The 18833-nt window shown below is 40.1% G+C and carries 21 protein-coding genes; 12 read left to right on the top strand and 9 right to left on the bottom strand.

Translation table 11 applies throughout. The features are described 5' to 3' along the window. Positions 1-16 precede the first annotated feature (16 nt). From GMD1S_RS00845 to GMD1S_RS00835, 3 genes are read right to left on the bottom strand one after another with little or no spacing between them, the layout of a single operon-like run. On the bottom strand, positions 17-913 hold the full coding sequence (locus GMD1S_RS00845; RefSeq protein WP_001210022.1) for an RluA family pseudouridine synthase: 897 nt from the start codon (positions 911-913) through the stop codon (positions 17-19). Beyond that, positions 910-1728: an NAD kinase gene (locus GMD1S_RS00840; RefSeq protein WP_000799063.1), complete on the bottom strand. Its 819-nt coding sequence runs from the start codon at positions 1726-1728 to the stop codon at positions 910-912. The genes GMD1S_RS00845 and GMD1S_RS00840 overlap by 4 nt, the downstream gene beginning before the upstream one ends. Then, the gene (locus GMD1S_RS00835; protein ID WP_000151547.1) at positions 1712-2383 is read right to left on the bottom strand and encodes a GTP pyrophosphokinase; all 672 of its coding nucleotides are present in this window, start codon (positions 2381-2383) and stop codon (positions 1712-1714) included. Before GMD1S_RS00835 ends, GMD1S_RS00840 begins: the two co-directional genes overlap by 17 nt. 128 nt (positions 2384-2511) lie before the next feature. Between GMD1S_RS00835 and GMD1S_RS00830 the strand changes: the two genes are divergently transcribed. From GMD1S_RS00830 to GMD1S_RS00800, 7 genes are all read left to right on the top strand, one after another. Beyond that, positions 2512-3081, top strand: coding sequence for a CYTH domain-containing protein (locus GMD1S_RS00830; protein WP_000681304.1), 570 nt, complete (start codon positions 2512-2514; stop codon positions 3079-3081). 111 nt (positions 3082-3192) lie between these two features. After that, the gene (locus GMD1S_RS00825; protein ID WP_001283843.1) at positions 3193-4152 is read left to right on the top strand and encodes a ribose-phosphate diphosphokinase; all 960 of its coding nucleotides are present in this window, start codon (positions 3193-3195) and stop codon (positions 4150-4152) included. Positions 4153-4161: 9 nt separating this feature from the next. Next, positions 4162-5277 carry a cysteine desulfurase family protein gene (locus GMD1S_RS00820; RefSeq protein WP_000639677.1) on the top strand — a complete coding sequence of 372 codons (1116 nt, stop codon included), beginning with the start codon at positions 4162-4164 and terminating at the stop codon, positions 5275-5277. A gap of 4 nt (positions 5278-5281) precedes the next feature. Then, entirely contained in the window at positions 5282-5629 is a 348-nt protein-coding gene (locus GMD1S_RS00815; RefSeq protein ID WP_000863523.1) for a DUF1831 domain-containing protein, read from the top strand. A gap of 6 nt (positions 5630-5635) precedes the next feature. Next, positions 5636-5851 carry a DUF4649 family protein gene (locus GMD1S_RS00810; protein WP_000286094.1) on the top strand — a complete coding sequence of 72 codons (216 nt, stop codon included), beginning with the start codon at positions 5636-5638 and terminating at the stop codon, positions 5849-5851. 82 nt (positions 5852-5933) lie between these two features. Then, positions 5934-6575, top strand: coding sequence for a redox-sensing transcriptional repressor Rex (locus GMD1S_RS00805; protein WP_000653408.1), 642 nt, complete (start codon positions 5934-5936; stop codon positions 6573-6575). 15 nt (positions 6576-6590) lie between these two features. Beyond that, complete coding sequence (locus GMD1S_RS00800; RefSeq protein ID WP_000743322.1) at positions 6591-7280, top strand: gamma-glutamyl-gamma-aminobutyrate hydrolase family protein; 690 nt, start codon at positions 6591-6593, stop codon at positions 7278-7280. Here the strand turns inward: GMD1S_RS00800 and radC are convergent. From radC to GMD1S_RS00775, 5 genes are all read right to left on the bottom strand, one after another. Next, the gene (radC, locus tag GMD1S_RS00795) at positions 7277-7957 is read right to left on the bottom strand and encodes a RadC family protein (RefSeq protein ID WP_000286949.1); all 681 of its coding nucleotides are present in this window, start codon (positions 7955-7957) and stop codon (positions 7277-7279) included. The genes GMD1S_RS00800 and radC overlap by 4 nt on opposite strands. A gap of 42 nt (positions 7958-7999) precedes the next feature. After that, positions 8000-10291, bottom strand: a complete 2292-nt coding sequence (gene pcrA / locus GMD1S_RS00790; protein ID WP_000992895.1) for a DNA helicase PcrA — start codon at positions 10289-10291, stop codon at positions 8000-8002. A gap of 183 nt (positions 10292-10474) precedes the next feature. Further along, entirely contained in the window at positions 10475-12145 is a 1671-nt protein-coding gene (locus tag GMD1S_RS00785) for a formate--tetrahydrofolate ligase (RefSeq protein ID WP_000845303.1), read from the bottom strand. A gap of 173 nt (positions 12146-12318) precedes the next feature. Further along, complete coding sequence (locus GMD1S_RS00780; RefSeq protein WP_000070715.1) at positions 12319-13794, bottom strand: hypothetical protein; 1476 nt, start codon at positions 13792-13794, stop codon at positions 12319-12321. Beyond that, positions 13787-14953, bottom strand: coding sequence for a hypothetical protein (locus tag GMD1S_RS00775; protein ID WP_000345295.1), 1167 nt, complete (start codon positions 14951-14953; stop codon positions 13787-13789). The genes GMD1S_RS00780 and GMD1S_RS00775 overlap by 8 nt, the downstream gene beginning before the upstream one ends. Before the next feature lie 125 nt (positions 14954-15078). Here GMD1S_RS00775 and coaB point away from each other — a divergent pair, with 125 nt between their 5' ends. From coaB to GMD1S_RS00745, 5 genes are all read left to right on the top strand, one after another. Beyond that, positions 15079-15768 (top strand): phosphopantothenate--cysteine ligase, encoded by a 690-nt coding sequence (gene coaB, locus GMD1S_RS00770; protein ID WP_000699511.1) that lies wholly within the window; start codon positions 15079-15081, stop codon positions 15766-15768. Between the two features lie 11 nt (positions 15769-15779). Next, entirely contained in the window at positions 15780-16331 is a 552-nt protein-coding gene (gene coaC, locus GMD1S_RS00765; protein ID WP_001274049.1) for a phosphopantothenoylcysteine decarboxylase, read from the top strand. Further along, positions 16315-16878: an ECF transporter S component gene (locus GMD1S_RS00760; protein ID WP_001042719.1), complete on the top strand. Its 564-nt coding sequence runs from the start codon at positions 16315-16317 to the stop codon at positions 16876-16878. Before coaC ends, GMD1S_RS00760 begins: the two co-directional genes overlap by 17 nt. 535 nt (positions 16879-17413) lie before the next feature. Then, positions 17414-17941 carry an ECF transporter S component gene (locus tag GMD1S_RS00750; protein ID WP_000354640.1) on the top strand — a complete coding sequence of 176 codons (528 nt, stop codon included), beginning with the start codon at positions 17414-17416 and terminating at the stop codon, positions 17939-17941. Positions 17942-17952: 11 nt separating this feature from the next. Then, complete coding sequence (locus tag GMD1S_RS00745) at positions 17953-18468, top strand: transcription repressor NadR (RefSeq protein WP_000159158.1); 516 nt, start codon at positions 17953-17955, stop codon at positions 18466-18468. On the opposite strand, the gene GMD1S_RS00740 is transcribed toward GMD1S_RS00745, so the two are convergent. Further along, positions 18465-18833: 8-oxo-dGTP diphosphatase (locus tag GMD1S_RS00740; RefSeq protein WP_000308780.1), on the bottom strand; the 369-nt coding region annotated here is incomplete at its 5' end. The genes GMD1S_RS00745 and GMD1S_RS00740 overlap by 4 nt on opposite strands.

Here is an 18833-nt window from a genome sequence, read left to right as displayed (position 1 = left end):
ATACTCCAAATAGTTTTTAAAGAGTATTAGTTGATAACTGAGTAATAAGATTGCTGAAATCATCCGGTAAGGGGCTTTCTAGTTGCAAATCGTGCTCTAGAAAAGGATGATAAAAAGATAAATAATGACAATGCAGAGCCTGACGTTGGATACCGTCATCCAGACTACCACCATACAAATCGTCTCCCAACAAAGGAAAGCCAATATGGGAAAAATGCACTCGTATCTGATGAGTTCGTCCAGTATGCAGGCGAATATCGACTAGGTGAATATTTCCATAAGACGCTACAACTTTGTAAGACGTATGAGCGTATTTCCCACCTTTGGCAACCCGCCTTGTGATAATGGAATCTTCATCACGCGCAATCGGGGCAATAATCTCCCCCTCTGGCTCCAAGACACCATCTCCTTTAACAAGTGCAAAATACCTTTTTTCGATAAACTTTCGTTGCAGTTGCTTGTCTAAACGTGCATGAGCGTAGCCGTGCTTGGCAAAAAGCATCAAACCAGATGTATCTCTATCAAGCCTAGTCACGATGTGAACTTGCTGGTTTTCATAGTTTTGCTTGACATAATAGCCCTTGATAAAATTCGCAATGGTATTGGAATGATTGACACTGGGGATGGAAGCTACTCCATAAGGTTTATTCAAAACCAGAAAATGATCATCCTCATAGAGAATATCCAGTGGACGCTCAATTGTTTCAAGACTCTCAAACCCTTCCTCCGCTGGAATGTCAATAGTTACCCTGTCTCCAATATCTAAGAGATAAGTCGCATTTTGAGGTTGGCCATTGACCAGAATAGCCCCACCTCGAAACTTAATCTTAGCCAAAAGTCCCTTAGAAACCTCATGTTTCTTGAGGAATGTTTTGACTTTGACGTGCTCATCTGCGAGAAATTCGAACCTCATTCATCCACCTCGCCGATGAAGGCATCTTTGACACGATTCCAGAAACTAGTGTGGCTTGGAGTCGCTACGAAGTGAATCTTGTGATGGTCGATTTGATACTCTATCCGTTCGATATTACGGAAGGAATAGACGCTGTTATCGACTGATATCGTATGGTAATCATTGCGTGTCGGCAAAAGTTCAATCTTATCTTTTTTGGGAATAATGATCGATGATCCCAAAGTGCGATAGACTCTATTATTAAGGCTTGCTATTTCCGTCAACTGCAAGGCTTCAATGGTAGGATGTAAGACAGCTCCACCCAAGGATTTGTTGTAGGCGGTACTTCCCGTCGGCGTTGAAACAGTCACTCCATCTCCACGAAATCTCTCAAACGGAACATGGTTAATGATGATATCCGCAACCATGGTGCGGTCTGATCGACGGATACTCGCTTCATTTAAAGCACGGAAGATTTTCACCTCTCCATTTTCAAGCGTTACCTTAACATTCAAGACTGGATAAGAAACTTTGGCTCCAGTATCTAGTAAAAGATTGGTCACCAATTGATCCAGCTCAAAATCACGATAATCTGTGTAAAAACCCAAATGCCCTGTATGAACACCTACAAATCGAACCTTGTCTAACTGATTCTCATACTTGTGAAAGGCAGACAAAAGCATCCCGTCACCACCAATGGAAATGACGATATCGGGATTGGTATCGTTCAGTATAAAATGTTGTTTCTTTAGTTTTTCCCTTAGCTCATGCAAAACCTTCTGACTCTGTGGTTTTCTATTTGCTATGAGGTCAACTCGTTTACCTGTATTCTTCATCTGTATCGTCACTATTTCCTACACCATCGTTTAGTTTTCTGCTCAATGGATCAAAGAGAGCCTGCGCTTCCTGGATATCATCACGAATCTTACCCATTTCTTCATCCAGTTGATAGGCTATTTTCGCTGTGATTTCCAGTCTTTTTCTGATTTCTTCTGGAAAATCACCCTGATACTTATAATTGAGTGAGTGTTCAATCGTAGCCCAGAAATTCATGGCCAAAGTCCGTATTTGTATCTCCGCCAAAATCGTCTTCGCCCCGTTGATCGTATCAACCGTGTATTCGACAACCACGTGATAAGAACGATAGCCCGAAGCCTTACGATGAGTGATATAATCTCGTTCCTGAACGATTCTCATATCTTGGCGTTTACGTAGAATCTCAACTACCTCTTTAACGTCATCAACAAACTGAACCATGACACGTAAACCAGCAATGTCTTGCAGATCGTGTTCTAGACTTGCATAAGTTATTCCTCGACGAGCCATTTTTTCTTTGATACTTTCAATCGGTTTGACACGACCCGTTACAAACTCAATCGGAGAATGCTTGTTTTGCTTACGATACTGTTTGCGAATCCCCCGAAGTTTAATCTTCAATTCACCAACAGCCTGAATGTAAGGATCTAAAAAATCTTCCCATTCTATGGTCATACTTTCTCCCTTGTAATGTTTGATTGCTCTGTCGAAAATCTTTGATTTTTTCAGTACATTCGTATACAATAAATACATTGTCCATTATACCATAAATCGCTTTCAAAGATATAGAAAAGGTTGAAAAAATGAAACATTTAGAAATAGAATTGAAAACACTTCTGAAAAAAGAGGAATATGATCATCTAAAAAAACAGTTTTCCCATATCCAACCCGTTCTTCAGAAGAACTACTACATTGACACACCAGATTTCCAATTGCGTGAAAAGAAGGTTGCCATGCGCATTCGCACTTTTGCAGATTGGGCGGAATTGACCTTAAAAGTGCCTCAAACTGTAGGAAATATGGAATACAACCAGAAACTAACTCTTCCAGAAGCTGAATCGTACCTAGAAAAACCAAAACTACCTCCAGGTCTCGTTCTAGAGAAGCTCTCTAAGATTGGCATCGAAAGCCATGACTGGCTTGTTCTAGGTTGCCTTTCCACCCTTCGTTATGAAATGAAAACTGAGATTGGCTTAATGGCCTTAGATGAAAGTCAATACTTTGACCAGACGGACTATGAACTCGAACTTGAAGTCACCGACCATGAAAAAGGGAAAGAAGATTTTCAGAGATTTTTAGATGAAAATCAGATAACCTATCAGAAAGCTCCTTCAAAATTAATTCGTTTTATTAAAAGCATGAAAAAAAGCTGAAATAATCTCCTTTTTTTGGTAAAATAGAAAAGATAAAAATAAAAGAATCTGGCTTTGAAAAACAAAACTTTCTCAAAGAAGATTCACAAAGTTTACAGAGGACGGTCTATAATGTCAGATAGAAACAACATGAAACTTTTCACCCTAAACTCTAACCATGAAATCGCTCAAAAGATTGCGGATACAGTTGGTGTACCTCTCGGGAAATTATCCTCTCGTCAATTTTCTGACGGCGAAATCCAGGTCAACATTGAAGAAAGTGTCCGTGGTTACGACGTCTACATCATCCAGTCAACCAGCTACCCTGTTAGCAACCACTTGATGGAGTTGTTAATCATGGTTGACGCTTGTGTACGTGCAAGTGCTCATAGTATCAACGTTGTCCTCCCTTACTTTGGTTATGCGCGTCAGGATCGTATCGCTTCTTCTCGCGAACCCCTCACTGCAAAACTAGTTGCCAATATGCTTGTCAAAGCTGGTGTAAGCCGTGTTCTAACGCTTGACCTCCACGCTGTTCAGGTCCAAGGTTTCTTTGACATTCCTGTAGACAATCTTTATACTGTTCCTCTATTTGCTAAGCACTACTGTGATAAAGGGCTTCTTGGTTCTGATGTTGTTGTGGTTAGTCCAAAGAACTCTGGTGTTAAACGTGCACGTAGTTTGGCTGAATACCTTGATGCTCCTATCGCTATCATTGACTACGCCCAAGACGATTCTGATCGTAACGAAGGCTATATCATTGGGGATGTTGAAGGCAAAAAGGCTATCTTGATTGACGATATCCTAAATACTGGTCGTACTTTCTCTGAAGCAGCCAAAATCGTTGAACGTGAAGGCGCAACTGAGATTTATGCAGTATCTAGTCACGGTTTATTTGTTGAAGGGGCAGCAGACCTTCTTGACGCTACAAACATCAAAGAAATCCTTGTGACAGACTCAGTAGCGACCAAAGAAAGGACTCCAGAAAATGTATGTTACATTACTGCTAGCGAATTAATCGGAGATGCTATCGTCCGCATCCATGAAAGAAAACCAGTCAGCCCACTCTTTGCTTACAACAAAAAGAAATAAGGTGATTCTTTGATTTATTTGGACAATGCTGCTACAACTCCTATGTCAGCAGTAGCTATTTCTGAAATGACCAAGGTCATGCAAGAAACTCATGGTAATCCTTCTAGTATTCATAGTCATGGTCGGCAGGCTGGCAAACTCTTGCGAGAAGCTCGTCAAGACTTAGCCCACTTACTAGGAACCAAACCTCAACATATCTTTTTTACATCTGGCGGTACAGAAAGTAACAATACAGCCATTATCGGCTATTGTCTCCGTCATCAAGAACGTGGAAAACATATCATTACTACAGCTATTGAACACCATTCTGTGCTTGAGACTATCGATTATCTGGTTCAACATTTTGGTTTTGAAGCAACTATCATCCAACCAGTAAATCAAGAAATAACTGCCCAGCAAATTCAAGAAGCCTTACGTGACGATACCATCCTCGTTTCCACCATGTATGCTAATAATGAAACAGGAAGTCTCTTACCTATCGCTGAGATTGGACGTATTTTAAAAGATCATCCTGCTGCATATCATGTAGATGCTGTTCAAGCTATTGGGAAAATTCCTATCCATCCAGAGGAGTTAGGAATTGATTTCCTCAGCGCTTCTGCCCACAAATTCCATGGACCAAAAGGAGTCGGATTTCTTTATGCTTCTTCCGCGGACTTTGATTCCTACCTTCACGGTGGAGACCAAGAACAAAAGAAACGGGCTGGAACAGAAAACCTCGCTGCCATTGTAGGTATGGTCTCTGCTCTCAAAGAGGATTTGAATGACCAAGTTGAGCATTACCAAAAACTAAGCGCACTTAAATCTATTTTTCTAAAAGAGATTTCCGATTTAGACTACTATCTCAATGAAAGTCAAGACCAACTGCCTTATGTTTTTAATATCGGTTTTCCTGGTCAGAAAAATGATTTACTTTTACTTCGGTTAGATCTTGAAGGAATTTCAATTTCTACCGGTTCGGCTTGTACTGCTGGTATTGTGCAAACCAGTCATGTACTTGAAGCATTTTATGGACCAGATTCACATCGATTGAAAGAATCTGTCCGTATCAGTCTCTCTCCTCTTAACACCGAGGATGAACTGATACAACTCGCACAAACCTTAAAAAATATTATTGGAGATTAATCTAATGGCATTCGAAAAAACCATTAAACTACAAAACTGCCGCTACGACTACACACTTAGCCCAACTGTCAAAAAGTTCACACTGAAAGATAATACTTTCTTTGAAACAAAAGTTGGAAACTTCGAACTGACTCGTTTGCTTGAGAAAGTACCCAACAGCGGTGAAGGTTTCAAGCTAAAAATCATCATCAACAAAGACCTTACAGGTGCTAAACTCAACATCACTGACAAGTCAGGCCTTCGTTTGGTTAATATCTTTAAATCAGAAGACAACCACATTCATCAGGAAAAATTCTACTTCCTCATGGACAGTTTAGTAGAACGCGGTATCTTCACTAAAGAAGAAAGATAATTGACTATGTATCGACTTACCTATCAAGATAACTATCACGTAGAACGTACACTTGAATATAAGGATTACGAAGAGCTTATGTTATCTCTATCAGGCTGTGTGACCCTACCTGATACTCTCCTAATCAGCTCCTTAACGCTGAATGATAAGGTGATTTATCAAGGATTGGTTGGCGATCTCTACCGTTTTCTATCACAAGTTCATTTTTCAGATAAAAACTAAGAAATTTCTTAGTTTTTTCTTGTTTTTGTTGATTTTTTCACAATGTTTCTATAAAATAGAAGAATAGAAAGGTTGTGATTTTGTGAAAGATAAACAGTCTGCTATTCCAAAAGCAACAGCAAAAAGACTCTCTCTTTACTATCGAATTTTCAAGAGATTTCATGCAGAAAAAATCGAACGTGCCAACTCCAAGCAAATTGCAGAGGCTATCGGTATCGATTCTGCGACAGTTCGTCGGGATTTTTCCTATTTTGGCGAACTAGGTCGTCGTGGTTTTGGTTACGATGTCAAAAAATTGATGAATTTTTTTGCGGATCTCCTAAATGATAACTCAATTACAAATGTTATGCTGGTTGGGATTGGAAATATGGGCCATGCCCTTCTCCACTACCGATTCCACGAGCGTAACAAGATGAAAATTATCATGGCCTTTGACCTAGATGACCATCCAGAAGTTGGAAGTCAAACACCAGATGGGATTCCAATCTATGGTATCTCACAGATTAAAGAAAAAATCAAAGAAGCAGATGTCAAAACTGCTATCCTAACAGTTCCAAGTATTAAATCACAAGAAGTTGCCAATCTTTTGGTTGATGCAGGCATAAAAGGTATTCTCAGCTTTTCCCCCGTTCACCTTCACCTCCCAAAAGATGTGGTCGTTCAGTATGTCGATTTGACAAGCGAACTCCAAACCCTCCTCTATTTTATGCGTAAAGAGGATTAGAAAGCGAAAGCATTTATGAAAAAACCAGTTATTGGGATTACAGGAAATGAAAAAGCTCATCCAGATGATGACATCATGATGAGCTATGCAGCAAAAGGCTTTGTTGAAGGAGTCAAGGACGCTGGCGGAATTCCAATCATCCTACCGATTGGTGATCAAGAAATGGCTACCCATTACATCAGTATCATTGATAAGCTCATCTTAACGGGTGGGCAAAATGTTGATCCAAAATACTATGGTGAACCAAAGGCTATTGATAGTGATGACTACCACCTTCAAAGAGATATTTTTGAACTAGCACTTATCAAAGAAGCGATTAAGCAGAAGAAACCAATTTTCTCTGTTTGTCGGGGTACTCAACTTTTCAATGTCGCCATGGGAGGCACGCTTCACCAAGATATCGAGGATCATTGGCAGGACTGTTCAGCCGAATACACAACACAACGCCTCGTAACGGAACCTGATACAATTCTCCGAGAGATCTATGGAGAAATCTCTCATATCAACTCCTTCCACCACCAGAGCATTAAAGATTTAGCTTCAAATCTTAAGGTTGTAGCACATGATCCTAAAGATGGAGTTATCGAGGCTGTGACAACTACGGACGGTTTTCCTTATCTTGGTGTCCAATGGCATCCTGAATTTCTCTTTGAAAATCGCCCCAAAGATAAAACGCTATTTGACTATGTTGTTAATGAACTCTAAATTAGATTCGTCTTTTCACGGTAACTAAAGTAATCCGAGTGAGAGACAATCAGATGGTCCAAGAAAACGATACCCATCAGTTCGCAGGCTTCCTTGACTAGCTTAGTGACATGATCGTCGTTTCGACTAGGAGATACTGCACCAGATGGATGATTGTGAACGAGAATCACGGAGGTAGCCATATGCTTGAGGGCATAGTGAAGAATTTCCCTCGGTTCAGCAATGCTGCGTGTCGCAGATCCGATAAAAATAGTTTGCTGATGGATGATTTGATTTTGAGTATTGAGATAGAGCGCCACTAGGTGCTCTTGTTTTTTGTCGCCAAGTTCCTGTTGCATTTTCTTGGCTAGCTTTTGACTACTGAGAATACTTTCCATCTCAAGGGTTTCATGTTTGTGAATGCGGTGTCCCAGTTCAATCACTGCTTGTAGTTCAATGGCTTTAATCCGTCCAATACCAGACAGACTCTGCAATTCCTGCAGGGTCATATTTTTCAGATCAGTTAGACTGTTAAGACTATTCAAGACTCTCTGGGAAATTTCAAAAACATTGGCCGTACGCGTTCCGGTTCTGAGTAGAATTGCTAGCAATTCTTGATTGCTCAGTGCCTCTACTCCTTCTTTAACCAGTCTTTCTCTAGGCAAAAGTGAATCTTCTTGGAATGAAATGCTGTACATAAAAATCCTCCTCACTTTATTATTCGTGAGAAGGATGGAAAATTAGATTTTTTTCTCAATTGGAGCTACACTGGCTAAGAGTTTTTTCAGCCCCACTTCTGGGAAATTGATTTTCAACTCCTGAGTATCACCGCTACCAGAGACTTCCAGAACAGTTCCCTCTCCCCACTTCTTGTGGAGAGCAATATCCCCAATAGACCAGTTGGTATCGCTTGAATCTTTTTTATTTCCGGCTGCTAACTGTCCAAACGGAAGACCACTTGACTGGATAGAGCTTGGTGCAGCATTCCGTTTCCGTTCTTGAAGGGCCTGAGCTAGGCTCATACCTTGACCAAAGGCCACTCCACCACTGCTATAAGATGCCTTAAAGCTAGTATTCGCCGGACGAGCCAAGCCTTGATATTCAATCAAGTCCGAACTAATTTCATTGATAAAACGAGTTGGACGATTGTAGTTGGTACGCCCAAAAAGCAAGCGAGAGTTAGCATTGGTCAGATAAAGGATCTTTTCTGCGCGTGTAATACCGACATAGGCCAAACGGCGTTCTTCTTCCAGTTCATCAGGATCCTCAGCTGCACGGCTAAGTGGAAAGACATTTTCCTCCATCCCAATGATAAAGACAACTGGGAACTCAAGTCCCTTAGCTGCGTGCAAGGTCATCAAGGTCACTTCCGATGTTTCCTGACTACCAGAGTCCGTATCCGCAATCAGGGCAAGGTCATTCAAGAAACGACTGAGTTTGTCCAAACCTGTTTCCTCTTCTTGACTATCAGGATTGTCGTCAAAATTCTTGGTAACAGATAGAAATTCCTCGATATTTTCAACCCGAGCCTTGCTTTCTAAGGTCGCTTGGGCATTGAGAATATCGATATAACCTGTTTTTTCTAGAACAGCCTCAACCAGCTCGGTGATAGTTAATTGATCCAGTTTTTCTCGCAAATCCAAAATCATATTGGCAAAGTCCCAAATTGACTGTGCTGCCTTCCCCTTGATTCCTGATAACATGATATTGGCTGAAGCATCCAGCATAGACATGTCTTGCATATTAGCAAAGCCGCGAATTTTCTCAACGGTTCCTGGGCCAATTCCGCGTTTAGGCTCGTTGATAATGCGCTCAAAACTGATATTATCACTCAAATTGGCAATGAGGTTAAGATAAGCGATAATATCACGGATTTCCTTACGGCTGTAGAACTTAGTCCCACCAACCATGGTATAAGGAATATTGGACTTGAGCAGGGCTTCCTCAATGGTACGGGATTGCGCATTAGTCCGATAAAGAACTGCAAAATCCTTGTGGAGGAAGTTTTGACTACGACCAAGTTCATCGATGGTTTTTGCTACAAAAACAGCCTCATCCTGTTCGTCATTTGCGCGATAGTAAATAATCTGCTCTCCATCCGCATTCTGAGTCCAGAGATTCTTAGGACGACGATTTTTATTGTTTTTGATGACGTCATTGGCGGCTTGGAGAATGGTTTTTGTTGAACGATAATTTTCTTCTAACAAAACAACCTTGGCGTTAGGGTAGTCTTTCTCAAAATCCAAGATATTCTGCATATCAGCCCCACGCCAACCGTAGATAGATTGGTCTGCATCACCGACCACGCAGATATTTTTAAAGCGTGAAGCCAAAAGTTTGACCAGTTGGTACTGTGCATGGTTGGTATCTTGGTACTCATCAACGTGAATGTACTGGAACTTCTGCTGATAGTAGGTCAGAACATCAGGATTCTGATCAAAGAGACGCAGGGTCAGCATAATCAAATCATCAAAGTCAACCGACTCAGATTGACGAAGCTCTTTTTGATAGGCTGTGTAACACTGAGCCACGATTTGCGTATACATATCACCAGCTTGAGCAGCATATGCGGCATCATCAATCAGGTCATTCTTAGCATTGGAAATGGTTCCCAAAATGGTCCGTTCATTCCACTTTTTAGGATCCAAGTTTAACTGCTTGAGGATTCGTTTCATGAGGGTTCGCTGTTCACCAGGATCTACAATGGTGAAATTACGATTGTAGCCAATATGATCCGCATCGCGACGTAGGATACGAACACACATGGAGTGAAAGGTCGCAATCAGACAGTCCTGAGTAGCTGGATTGAGCCCATAGGCACGCTCCTTCATCTCACGAGCAGCCTTATTGGTAAAGGTAATGGCCAAGATATTCCAAGGATTGACCATCTTTTCATCAATCAAGTAAGCGATTCTGTGAGTTAAAACACGAGTCTTTCCAGAACCAGCCCCCGCCATGATTAACAAGGGCCCTTCTGTCGTTTGCACCGCCTCGGCTTGACGGTCATTCATTCCATTCAATAATGCGTTCATTTTCTCTTCCTTACTCTTGAAGTCAATGTTTCTATTATATCAGAAATCAGGGAAAATATCTTTACATAGACCGGTTGCGTCTAGAAAGTAACTCTATTATCAGCTGAAGACAACTCCTCATATCTAGACAAGAAAATGAGTTTGGATAGCTTTTCCAAACTCATTTAAATCAATTGCAATTTACTAGAACAATCCTAGAACGGTTCCGTCACTTTCAACATCCATGTTGAGAGCTGCTGGTCGTTTTGGAAGTCCTGGCATGGTCATGACATCACCAGTAAGAGCAACGATGAAGCCAGCACCCAATTTTGGTACCAATTCACGAATGGTAATTTCAAAGTTTTCTGGTGCTCCAAGTGCATTTGGATTATCAGAGAAACTATATTGAGTTTTAGCCATACAGATTGGCAATTTGTCCCAACCATTTTGAGCGATTTGGGCAATTTGCGTTTGAGCTTTCTTCTCAAAGTTCACTTTGCTACCACGGTAGATTTCAGTGACAATCTTTTCAATCTTTTCTTGGACAGAAAGGTCGTTGTCATAAAGACGAGTGTAGTTTGCTGGATTTACTGAGATTGTCTTGACAAGCGTTTCGGCAAGTGCTACACCACCTTCTGCCCCATCAGCCCAGACACTTGCTAGTTCAACTGGCACATCAATAGAAGCACAAAGTTCTTTCAAAGCTGCAATTTCAGCTTCTGTATCAGTAACAAATTCGTTAATCGCAACAACTGCTGGAATACCAAACTTACGAATATTTTCAACGTGACGTTTCAAGTTAGCAAAACCTGCACGAACTGCTTCTACATTTTCCTCTGTCAAAGCGTCCTTAGCTACACCACCATTCATCTTAAGGGCACGAAGGGTTGCAACGATGACAACTGCATCTGGAGATGTTGGCAAGTTTGGTGTCTTAATGTCAAGGAATTTCTCAGCACCAAGGTCCGCACCAAAACCAGCTTCAGTAACAGTATAATCAGCCAAGCGAAGGGCTGTGCTTGTTGCCAAAACAGAGTTACATCCATGAGCGATATTGGCAAATGGACCACCGTGTACAAAGGCAGGTGTACCGTAAATTGTCTGAACCAAGTTCGGTTTGATAGCATCTTTCAAAATCAATGCTAACGCTCCCTCAACCTGTAAATCACCAACAGAAACAGGTGTTCGGTCATAGCGATAGCCGATAACGATGTTAGCCAAACGGCGTTTCAAATCCTCGATGTCCGTAGCCAAGCAAAGAATAGCCATGATTTCTGAAGCAACAGTAATATCGAAACCATCCTCACGTGGAATACCATTTAGAGGACCACCAAGTCCAACGGTCACATGACGAAGAGCGCGGTCGTTCAAGTCCACAACACGTTTCCAAAGAATACGACGTTGGTCGATTCCCAGCTCATTTCCTTGGTGTAAGTGGTTGTCAATCAAGGCAGAAAGAGCGTTGTTAGCAGTTGTAATGGCATGCATATCCCCAGTAAAGTGAAGGTTGATGTCCTCCATTGGCAACACTTGAGCATAACCACCACCGGCTGCACCACCCTTGATCCCCATTACTGGGCCAAGAGACGGTTCGCGAATGGCAATCATGGTTTTCTTACCAATCTTGTTCAAGGCATCCGCAAGACCAATGGTAATGGTTGATTTCCCTTCACCTGCAGGTGTTGGATTGATGGCAGTAACCAAGATCAATTTCCCAACTGGATTGCTCTCAACTGCACGAATTTTATCAAAGCTGAGCTTAGCCTTGTACTTCCCGTACAATTCCAAATCGTCGTAAGAAATACCAAGTTTCTCAACAACATCAACGATTGGATTCAACTCAATACTCTGTGCGATTTCAATATCTGTTTTCATTCAAAACTCCTCTAACCTCTAATATGATAATTCATTATAACACAAAACAAGATTTTTAACATCCATAAACTCTCTAAACGTTCGTAAATATCCTGAATTTCAAGATTTTTAGGGCCCTTTGAAAAATTTTATATGGCTTTATAGTTTTAGACTATAAAGAATGTGAAAATAATCTAGTCAAGAAAAAAATTATCAATTTCAGACAAATCATGGAGAATTTTATTATCTTCAATTTCTAAACTTTCTGCCATCTCAATAGAGTACTCAAACCTAAGTTTAGTATTTATTGACAAATCAAACGAATATGCTTGTATTTCGCCCAATTTTTTATACTTTTCTATAATTTCGTTGTAAATGACAAGATAATTTTCATCTAAAGTTTTTATGTAACTATTCAGATTTTCTCTGTAATCTTGAATTATCCTTTGTTCTCTTTCATTTAATATTCCCTTACCTATCTCCCAAATTATTGAAGTAGATATTGAACCAACTACAGAACCAAGAACAGGTATTGGAATCATGATCTGACCAATACAAGCACCAATTGTAGCAAAGGAAGCATCTATTACATTTAATGTCAACAGATTCATAAGTTCATCTTGAGTTATTTCGGAAGATCTGAATCTCAAAACAACATCTATCATCCCATAAGTAGCCATTACTAAAGCACTGGCATTTGGAGCACTAATACCCAAAATATTTGTTAATCCGTAAATTGAATATCCTGATATTGCTCCACTTGCAACTCCTTTTAATGAATTCAATCCACAATCTAACCAATCGGATTGTTCGAATTCAAAGATACTTTTTCCTTCTATGTATTTTCCATACACAGTCGACATTAATGCTAAACCACCTTGTAAAAAAGCTGCGTTTCTTGCAACCTTGTTAGCTTCTTTTAAATTTGGTAATGCATGTTTTTGGGTCACTAATCTTTTTTTATTTAATTCTTGTTGTTTTAGTCTGACTGTTTTACGAATATTCTTCTCTTCAGAATCTATAAGAGAATGAATTGAATTTTTTTGAGCGTCTTTGTAATCTAGAGCAGAGGATTTCATCCAATATTTGTATGAAGTAAGTCCCTTGCTTTCAGTGATATCATTAATCATTTGGCGTATATCCGTAATTTGTTTAATGGATAATCTCTTGCCATTCAATTCAACTTCTTTTGCTCCAGCCATTATTTTTTCAAATACTTGAACGTGATCTTTTGGAAACATCATTTTCATTTTTGAACTGTAATGAAACGATTGAGCTAGTTCATCACGTAAATTACCATAAAACTTCATTTGAATGGTATTTCTACCAATTAATAAATCGGCTGGTCCATTATCATTCAATACTTCGACAATAGGATTTAACCCTTCAATGGCTCTCCTCGCATTTACAATCCCTGCTTCTGCAAATTCAGCGATAAAGCCATGACCACCATAATCTCCTCCACGCTTCTTTAAAATAACGTCTTCAATATTGTCTCTCGTATAGTTTAAAATCTTTGAGGCATTGTCCTTGTTTAAGATGACTCTGCGTGCTTCATCCTCTATGATTTTCATAGCATTATGTAAATCTTGAATTCTCAAGTTATTTAAACAATTGACATATGCACCAATACCTTGGTTAAAAGCTTGATTAAAAATCTGGTTACTCATTTATTCTAATTTCCTTATTTACCATAGCAGTCAATGATAGAGTTGAATTCACTAAAGCACCTGCTTGATATTTTTCGTCATCAGTAAATAAGCTATAGTCCATTCCAGTTAAAGATAAATTGGCTAAATAAATTCCTTCTGTTTGTTTTTCAGTTAGTTCTATTAATTCCGTAACTTCTATTACTTTTTCTTTAAGTTGTCTAGCCAACAATTCTACCTTTTTCTGTTCCTCTATAGCCTCTTTTGCAACTTCTTCATTTTTCCTATTAGCTACTACACCCGCCCCAACAGAAGCGGTCAACATAGCGCCTGCAATTCCCCAACCGACAGGACCAGCCAATGCCAAAAATGCGTTACCGGCTGCCACTCCACCGCCACCAGCTGCTACACTTCCACCACCTAACCAAGCCAGAGCGGCGCTATTTGCTGCAGCACCTGTCAAACTTGAAATTGCAGTACCTGTTGATGCAACACCAAATGTAGTTGCAACACCCATAGCGGCAGTAGGCCCTAAAGTTGCAACTGTTACTCCTAATGCGCTAAGTGAAGCCGTAGCCGCTGTGCTACCACTTGCTAATTCAGCTTCCTTAATTGACTGTGAAATAGCAATTTGCTTATCTTCAAAATTCTGAATTTCAACATCAATTGCTTCTAATTTTGTTTCAAACTCTTTTGGTTTATTTGCTAGTTTGTTAATTCTTTCTTCAACAATTTTTACAACTTTGATAGCTTTGTCCCTAACTTGATAAAGCTCTATTGATTTATTAGCCAAGCTATCCGCTTCCTCATTATAACAACTAATAGCTTCATTATATCCATCAACAGCTTCTTGTCTTAGTTTAGAATTAAAAAGGTCTACCGATTCAATTTGTTCTTTTGTATTATTCGCTATTTTCCCAGCTTCGTTAAATGTTTCAGAAGTCACATTTGTTATCTGATGTGCTACATCTCCGGCAACTCCAACAGCTTTCACTGAGACATCTGAGACAACATTACCAACTTGGCTTGATACTTCACCTATAGTTTTTACAGATTCAGTAATAACTTCTCCAGTAAATTTACTCGCTTCATTTAAAGCTTCGCTAGTAGCAGAACCGACATCATTCAGTACTTTACCAGCTTCCTTTGCAATGTTGTCTGCAAATTTAAAAAAATCCATAATAATACCCCTATTAATTTACTTAGATTCATTATCTTATTTATTACTATAAATGTCAATAATAATATATTTTTCTTTTAAATGCTTTCTTTGACTTGCATATCATTTTTGTGTACAATAGTCCTATGAAAATTTTAGTCACATCGGGCGGTACCAGTGAAGCTATTGATAGTGTCCGCTCTATTACTAACCATTCTACAGGTCGCTTGGGGAAAATCATCACAGAAACCTTGCTTGCTGCAGGGCATGAAGTTTGTTTGATAACGACAAAACGAGCTCTTAAGCCAGAAGCTCATCCCAACCTAAGCATTCGAGAAATTAACAATACCAACGACCTTCTAGTTGAGATGCAAGAATGTGTTCAAAATTATCAAGTCTTGATTCATTCAATGGCCGTGTCTGACTACACTCCTGTCTATATGACGGGGCTTGAGGAAGTTCAGGCTAGCTCTAATTTAGAAGAATTTTTAAGCAAGCAGAATCATCAAGCTAAGATTTCTTCAACTGATGAGGTTCAGGTCTTATTCCTAAAGAAAACACCTAAAATCATATCTCTGGTCAAAGAATGGAATCCTGCCATTCATCTGATTGGGTTTAAATTGCTGGTTGATGTCTCTGAGGATTATCTCATTGAGATCGCACGAAAGAGTCTTGTCAAGAACCAGGCTGACTTAATCATAGCGAATGATCTTACTCAAATCTCAGCATATCAGCATCGGGCAATCTTTGTTGAAAAAGATCGTCTTCAAACCGTTCAAACCAAAGAGGAAATTGCAAACCTCCTCCTTGAGAAAATTCATACATACGATTCATAGAAAGGAAAGCCATGGCAAACATTCTCATCGCAGTGACAGGTTCCATAGCCTCCTATAAAGCAGCTGATTTAGTCAGTTCTTTGAAAAAACATGGCCATGATGTCACTGTCTTAATGACAGAGGCGGCAAGAGAGTTTATCCAGCCTTTGACACTACAGGTACTCTCACAGAATCCAGTTCACCTTGATGTCATGCAGGAACCCTACCCTGATCAAGTCAATCATATCGAAAGAGGAAAAGAAACAGACCTTTTTATCGTTGTCCCTGCTACTGCTAATACCATTGCCAAACTTGCGCATGGTTTTGCGGATAACATGGTGACCAGTACGGCTCTTGCCCTACCAAGTCACATCCCTAAACTCTTAGCTCCAGCCATGAATACAAAGATGTATGACCATCCTGCAACTCAGGCTAATCTAAAAACATTAGAGACCTATGGTTATCAGATTATCTCCCCAAAAGAATCTTTACTAGCCTGTGGCGATCACGGCAAAGGCGCCCTAGCTGACCTGAATACTATATTAGAAAGAATAAAGGAAACCCTCGATGAACAAACGCTCTAACATTGCCCCAATTGCTATCTTTTTTGCAGTTATGCTCGTTATCCACTTTTTGAGCTCTCTCCTATTTAATCTTTTCCCATTTCCAATTAAACCAACTATCGTTCATATTCCAGTAATCATTGCTAGTATCATTTACGGCCCACGAGTTGGTGTTACACTTGGTTTCTTGATGGGACTGCTAAGCTTAACGGTAAACACGATTACCATCCTTCCAACCAGCTACCTCTTTTCTCCATTCGTACCGAACGGAAACATCTATTCTGCGATTATCGCTATTGTCCCTCGCATTTTGATCGGTCTGACACCTTACTTGGTCTATAAACTGATGAAAAATAAAACTGGGCTAATCCTAGCTGGTGCCCTTGGTTCCCTTACCAACACCGTCTTTGTCCTCGGGGGAATCTTCTTCCTTTTTGGAAATGTCTTCGATGGCAATATCCAAAAACTCCTGGCAACCGTTATTTCTACAAACTCAATTGCCGAGCTTGTCATCTCTGCCGTTCTAACAGTAGCAATTGTCCCCCGTCTCGAAACTCTGAAGAAATAAAAAACAACTCCACTTTCGTCCTGAAGGTGGAGTTTAGCATTTAAAACATAAGAAATATCAATAGAATGTGAAAGCCAAAGAGCAGGAGCTGATACGAAAGAGGTGTAGGTTGCTGACTTTTTTGGCTATCCAAGTATAGAGTTAGAGATAGTAAAACCAAACCAAATGCAATCACCAATCTGACGAAATGAGCAATTTCGAGTATTGCTGCCATCAAAAGAAAACCTAATAAAGGAAGGCTAAAAAGTGAAACAGCCAGACTGCTTGCTAATAGAGAGAGTAGCGACAGGACCAATAAACTATAAACTAGGAAACGAGTCCAACCTGAGACTACTTTCCCTTCACTTTTCTGTTTTGACATCATCACGATTACCACAATTAGGTAAACAAAAAGTATCATCACAATTTCTCCTCAGCTCCTATTATTCTTTACCACATTTTAACCAAATTTTCCTGAAAAATCAATAATACTTCTTGACTTGATTGGTGATTTATTGTACTATACTTGTGTATATACAGATAAATGGAGGTTCTTATGGATATACGGAAAAAAACGCAGTTTATGACTATGACTGCCCTACTCACTGCAATAGCGATTTTGATTCCAATCATTATGCCTTTTAAAATCGTTATCCCACCGGCTTCTTACACCTTGGGAAGTCATATCCCCATCTTTATCGCCATGTTTCTTTCGCCTTTGATGGCTGCTTTTGTGATTATTGCTTCTAGTCTCGGTTTCCTGATGGCAGGCTACCCTATGGTTATTGTCCTACGCGCCTTTTCTCACATCGTTTTTGGTACTTTGGGGGCTTTGTACTTAAAGAAATTCCCTGAAACCTTGGATAAACCAAAGGCATCTTGGATTTTTAACTTTGTTTTGGGTGTTGTTCATGCTATCGCTGAAGTAATAGCTTGTATCATCTTTTATGCTACTTCAGGGACAAATGTTGAAAATATGTTTTATGTTCTCTTTGTCCTAGTTGGTTTTGGCACAATCATCCATAGTATGGTAGACTATACATTAGCACTAGCTGTCTATAAAGTGCTTCGAAAACGTCGCTAAAAGGAAAAACTATGACAAAGGATCGCAAACAAGCTCTTCTCAAACTGTTAAAAGAGGCGCCAAAAGCTCTCAATGGTCAAACCTTGGCTGAACACTTTCATGTTACGCGCCAAGTCATTGTACAGGACATCGCTATTCTCCGAGCAGATGGAGCTCCTATCCTATCCACCAATCGTGGCTATATCTACAAAGAAAATGATGCCAGCCCCTACGTGCACAAACTCTTTAAAGTGAAACATGAACTGGAAGAAATCGGTCAGGAACTTCTAGCTATTGTAGATAATGGCGGACGCGTTCAAAATATCTTAATCGATCATCCCGTTTATGGCGAAATTGAAACCCTACTCAAACTCACCTGCCGCCGAGATGTCCAGCACTTTCTGGAACAAGTCGAGAATTCAGACTTTAGACCCCTTTCTGAATTGACAGACGGCATCCATTACCACCTTGTTGAAGCCGAGACACAACAAGACCTCCACTATATCGAGGAGGCCTTGGATCAGTTAGGTTATTTAGTAAAAGACTAGAAAATTTCTTTTTCCCAGCCGTCCTCTGTGCGGTGGCGATAGAAGAACTCAGACTTGTCAGGTGCTTCCATCATTTCCATCAAAGGCAACATATCATAGGCCAGTTCCAAATTTGGAATCTGGTCTTTTTGTACCCAAGATACTTCTCCTTCATCTGAAGATTGGAGATTCCCAGTAAACTCTGTCGTCTTATAACAAAAAACGATGTAGCGCCCACCTGTATCTAAGGGCCAATTTTTAATGCCGACTAGTTGAGGATTCTGAATGGTCAGGCCAGTTTCTTCGTATATTTCACGAATGACAGACTCGGCAAAGGCCTCGCCATTCTCAACATGTCCTCCTGGAAAGGCATAGCCAGACCAGCG

This window comes from Streptococcus sp. GMD1S (assembly GCF_000296875.1).
Taxonomy (GTDB): Bacteria; Bacillota; Bacilli; order Lactobacillales; family Streptococcaceae; genus Streptococcus.
Note: the sequence above shows the minus strand (reverse complement) of the source record. Positions and strands in the feature narration are given on the sequence as shown.

Excerpts from the sequence above, each read along its gene's own strand:
- GMD1S_RS00845 (WP_001210022.1), bottom strand. The coding sequence starts at position 913 with ATGAGGTTCGAATTTCTCGCAGATGAGCACGTCAAAGTCAAAACATTC.
- GMD1S_RS00840 (WP_000799063.1), bottom strand. The coding sequence starts at position 1,728 with ATGAAGAATACAGGTAAACGAGTTGACCTCATAGCAAATAGAAAACCA.
- GMD1S_RS00835 (WP_000151547.1), bottom strand. The coding sequence starts at position 2,383 with ATGACCATAGAATGGGAAGATTTTTTAGATCCTTACATTCAGGCTGTT.
- GMD1S_RS00830 (WP_000681304.1), top strand. The coding sequence starts at position 2,512 with ATGAAACATTTAGAAATAGAATTGAAAACACTTCTGAAAAAAGAGGAA.
- GMD1S_RS00825 (WP_001283843.1), top strand. The coding sequence starts at position 3,193 with ATGTCAGATAGAAACAACATGAAACTTTTCACCCTAAACTCTAACCAT.
- GMD1S_RS00815 (WP_000863523.1), top strand. The coding sequence starts at position 5,282 with ATGGCATTCGAAAAAACCATTAAACTACAAAACTGCCGCTACGACTAC.
- GMD1S_RS00810 (WP_000286094.1), top strand. The coding sequence starts at position 5,636 with ATGTATCGACTTACCTATCAAGATAACTATCACGTAGAACGTACACTT.
- GMD1S_RS00800 (WP_000743322.1), top strand. The coding sequence starts at position 6,591 with ATGAAAAAACCAGTTATTGGGATTACAGGAAATGAAAAAGCTCATCCA.
- radC (WP_000286949.1), bottom strand. The coding sequence starts at position 7,957 with ATGTACAGCATTTCATTCCAAGAAGATTCACTTTTGCCTAGAGAAAGA.
- pcrA (WP_000992895.1), bottom strand. The coding sequence starts at position 10,291 with ATGAACGCATTATTGAATGGAATGAATGACCGTCAAGCCGAGGCGGTG.
- GMD1S_RS00785 (WP_000845303.1), bottom strand. The coding sequence starts at position 12,145 with ATGAAAACAGATATTGAAATCGCACAGAGTATTGAGTTGAATCCAATC.
- GMD1S_RS00780 (WP_000070715.1), bottom strand. The coding sequence starts at position 13,794 with ATGAGTAACCAGATTTTTAATCAAGCTTTTAACCAAGGTATTGGTGCA.
- GMD1S_RS00775 (WP_000345295.1), bottom strand. The coding sequence starts at position 14,953 with ATGGATTTTTTTAAATTTGCAGACAACATTGCAAAGGAAGCTGGTAAA.
- coaB (WP_000699511.1), top strand. The coding sequence starts at position 15,079 with ATGAAAATTTTAGTCACATCGGGCGGTACCAGTGAAGCTATTGATAGT.
- coaC (WP_001274049.1), top strand. The coding sequence starts at position 15,780 with ATGGCAAACATTCTCATCGCAGTGACAGGTTCCATAGCCTCCTATAAA.
- GMD1S_RS00760 (WP_001042719.1), top strand. The coding sequence starts at position 16,315 with ATGAACAAACGCTCTAACATTGCCCCAATTGCTATCTTTTTTGCAGTT.
- GMD1S_RS00750 (WP_000354640.1), top strand. The coding sequence starts at position 17,414 with ATGGATATACGGAAAAAAACGCAGTTTATGACTATGACTGCCCTACTC.
- GMD1S_RS00745 (WP_000159158.1), top strand. The coding sequence starts at position 17,953 with ATGACAAAGGATCGCAAACAAGCTCTTCTCAAACTGTTAAAAGAGGCG.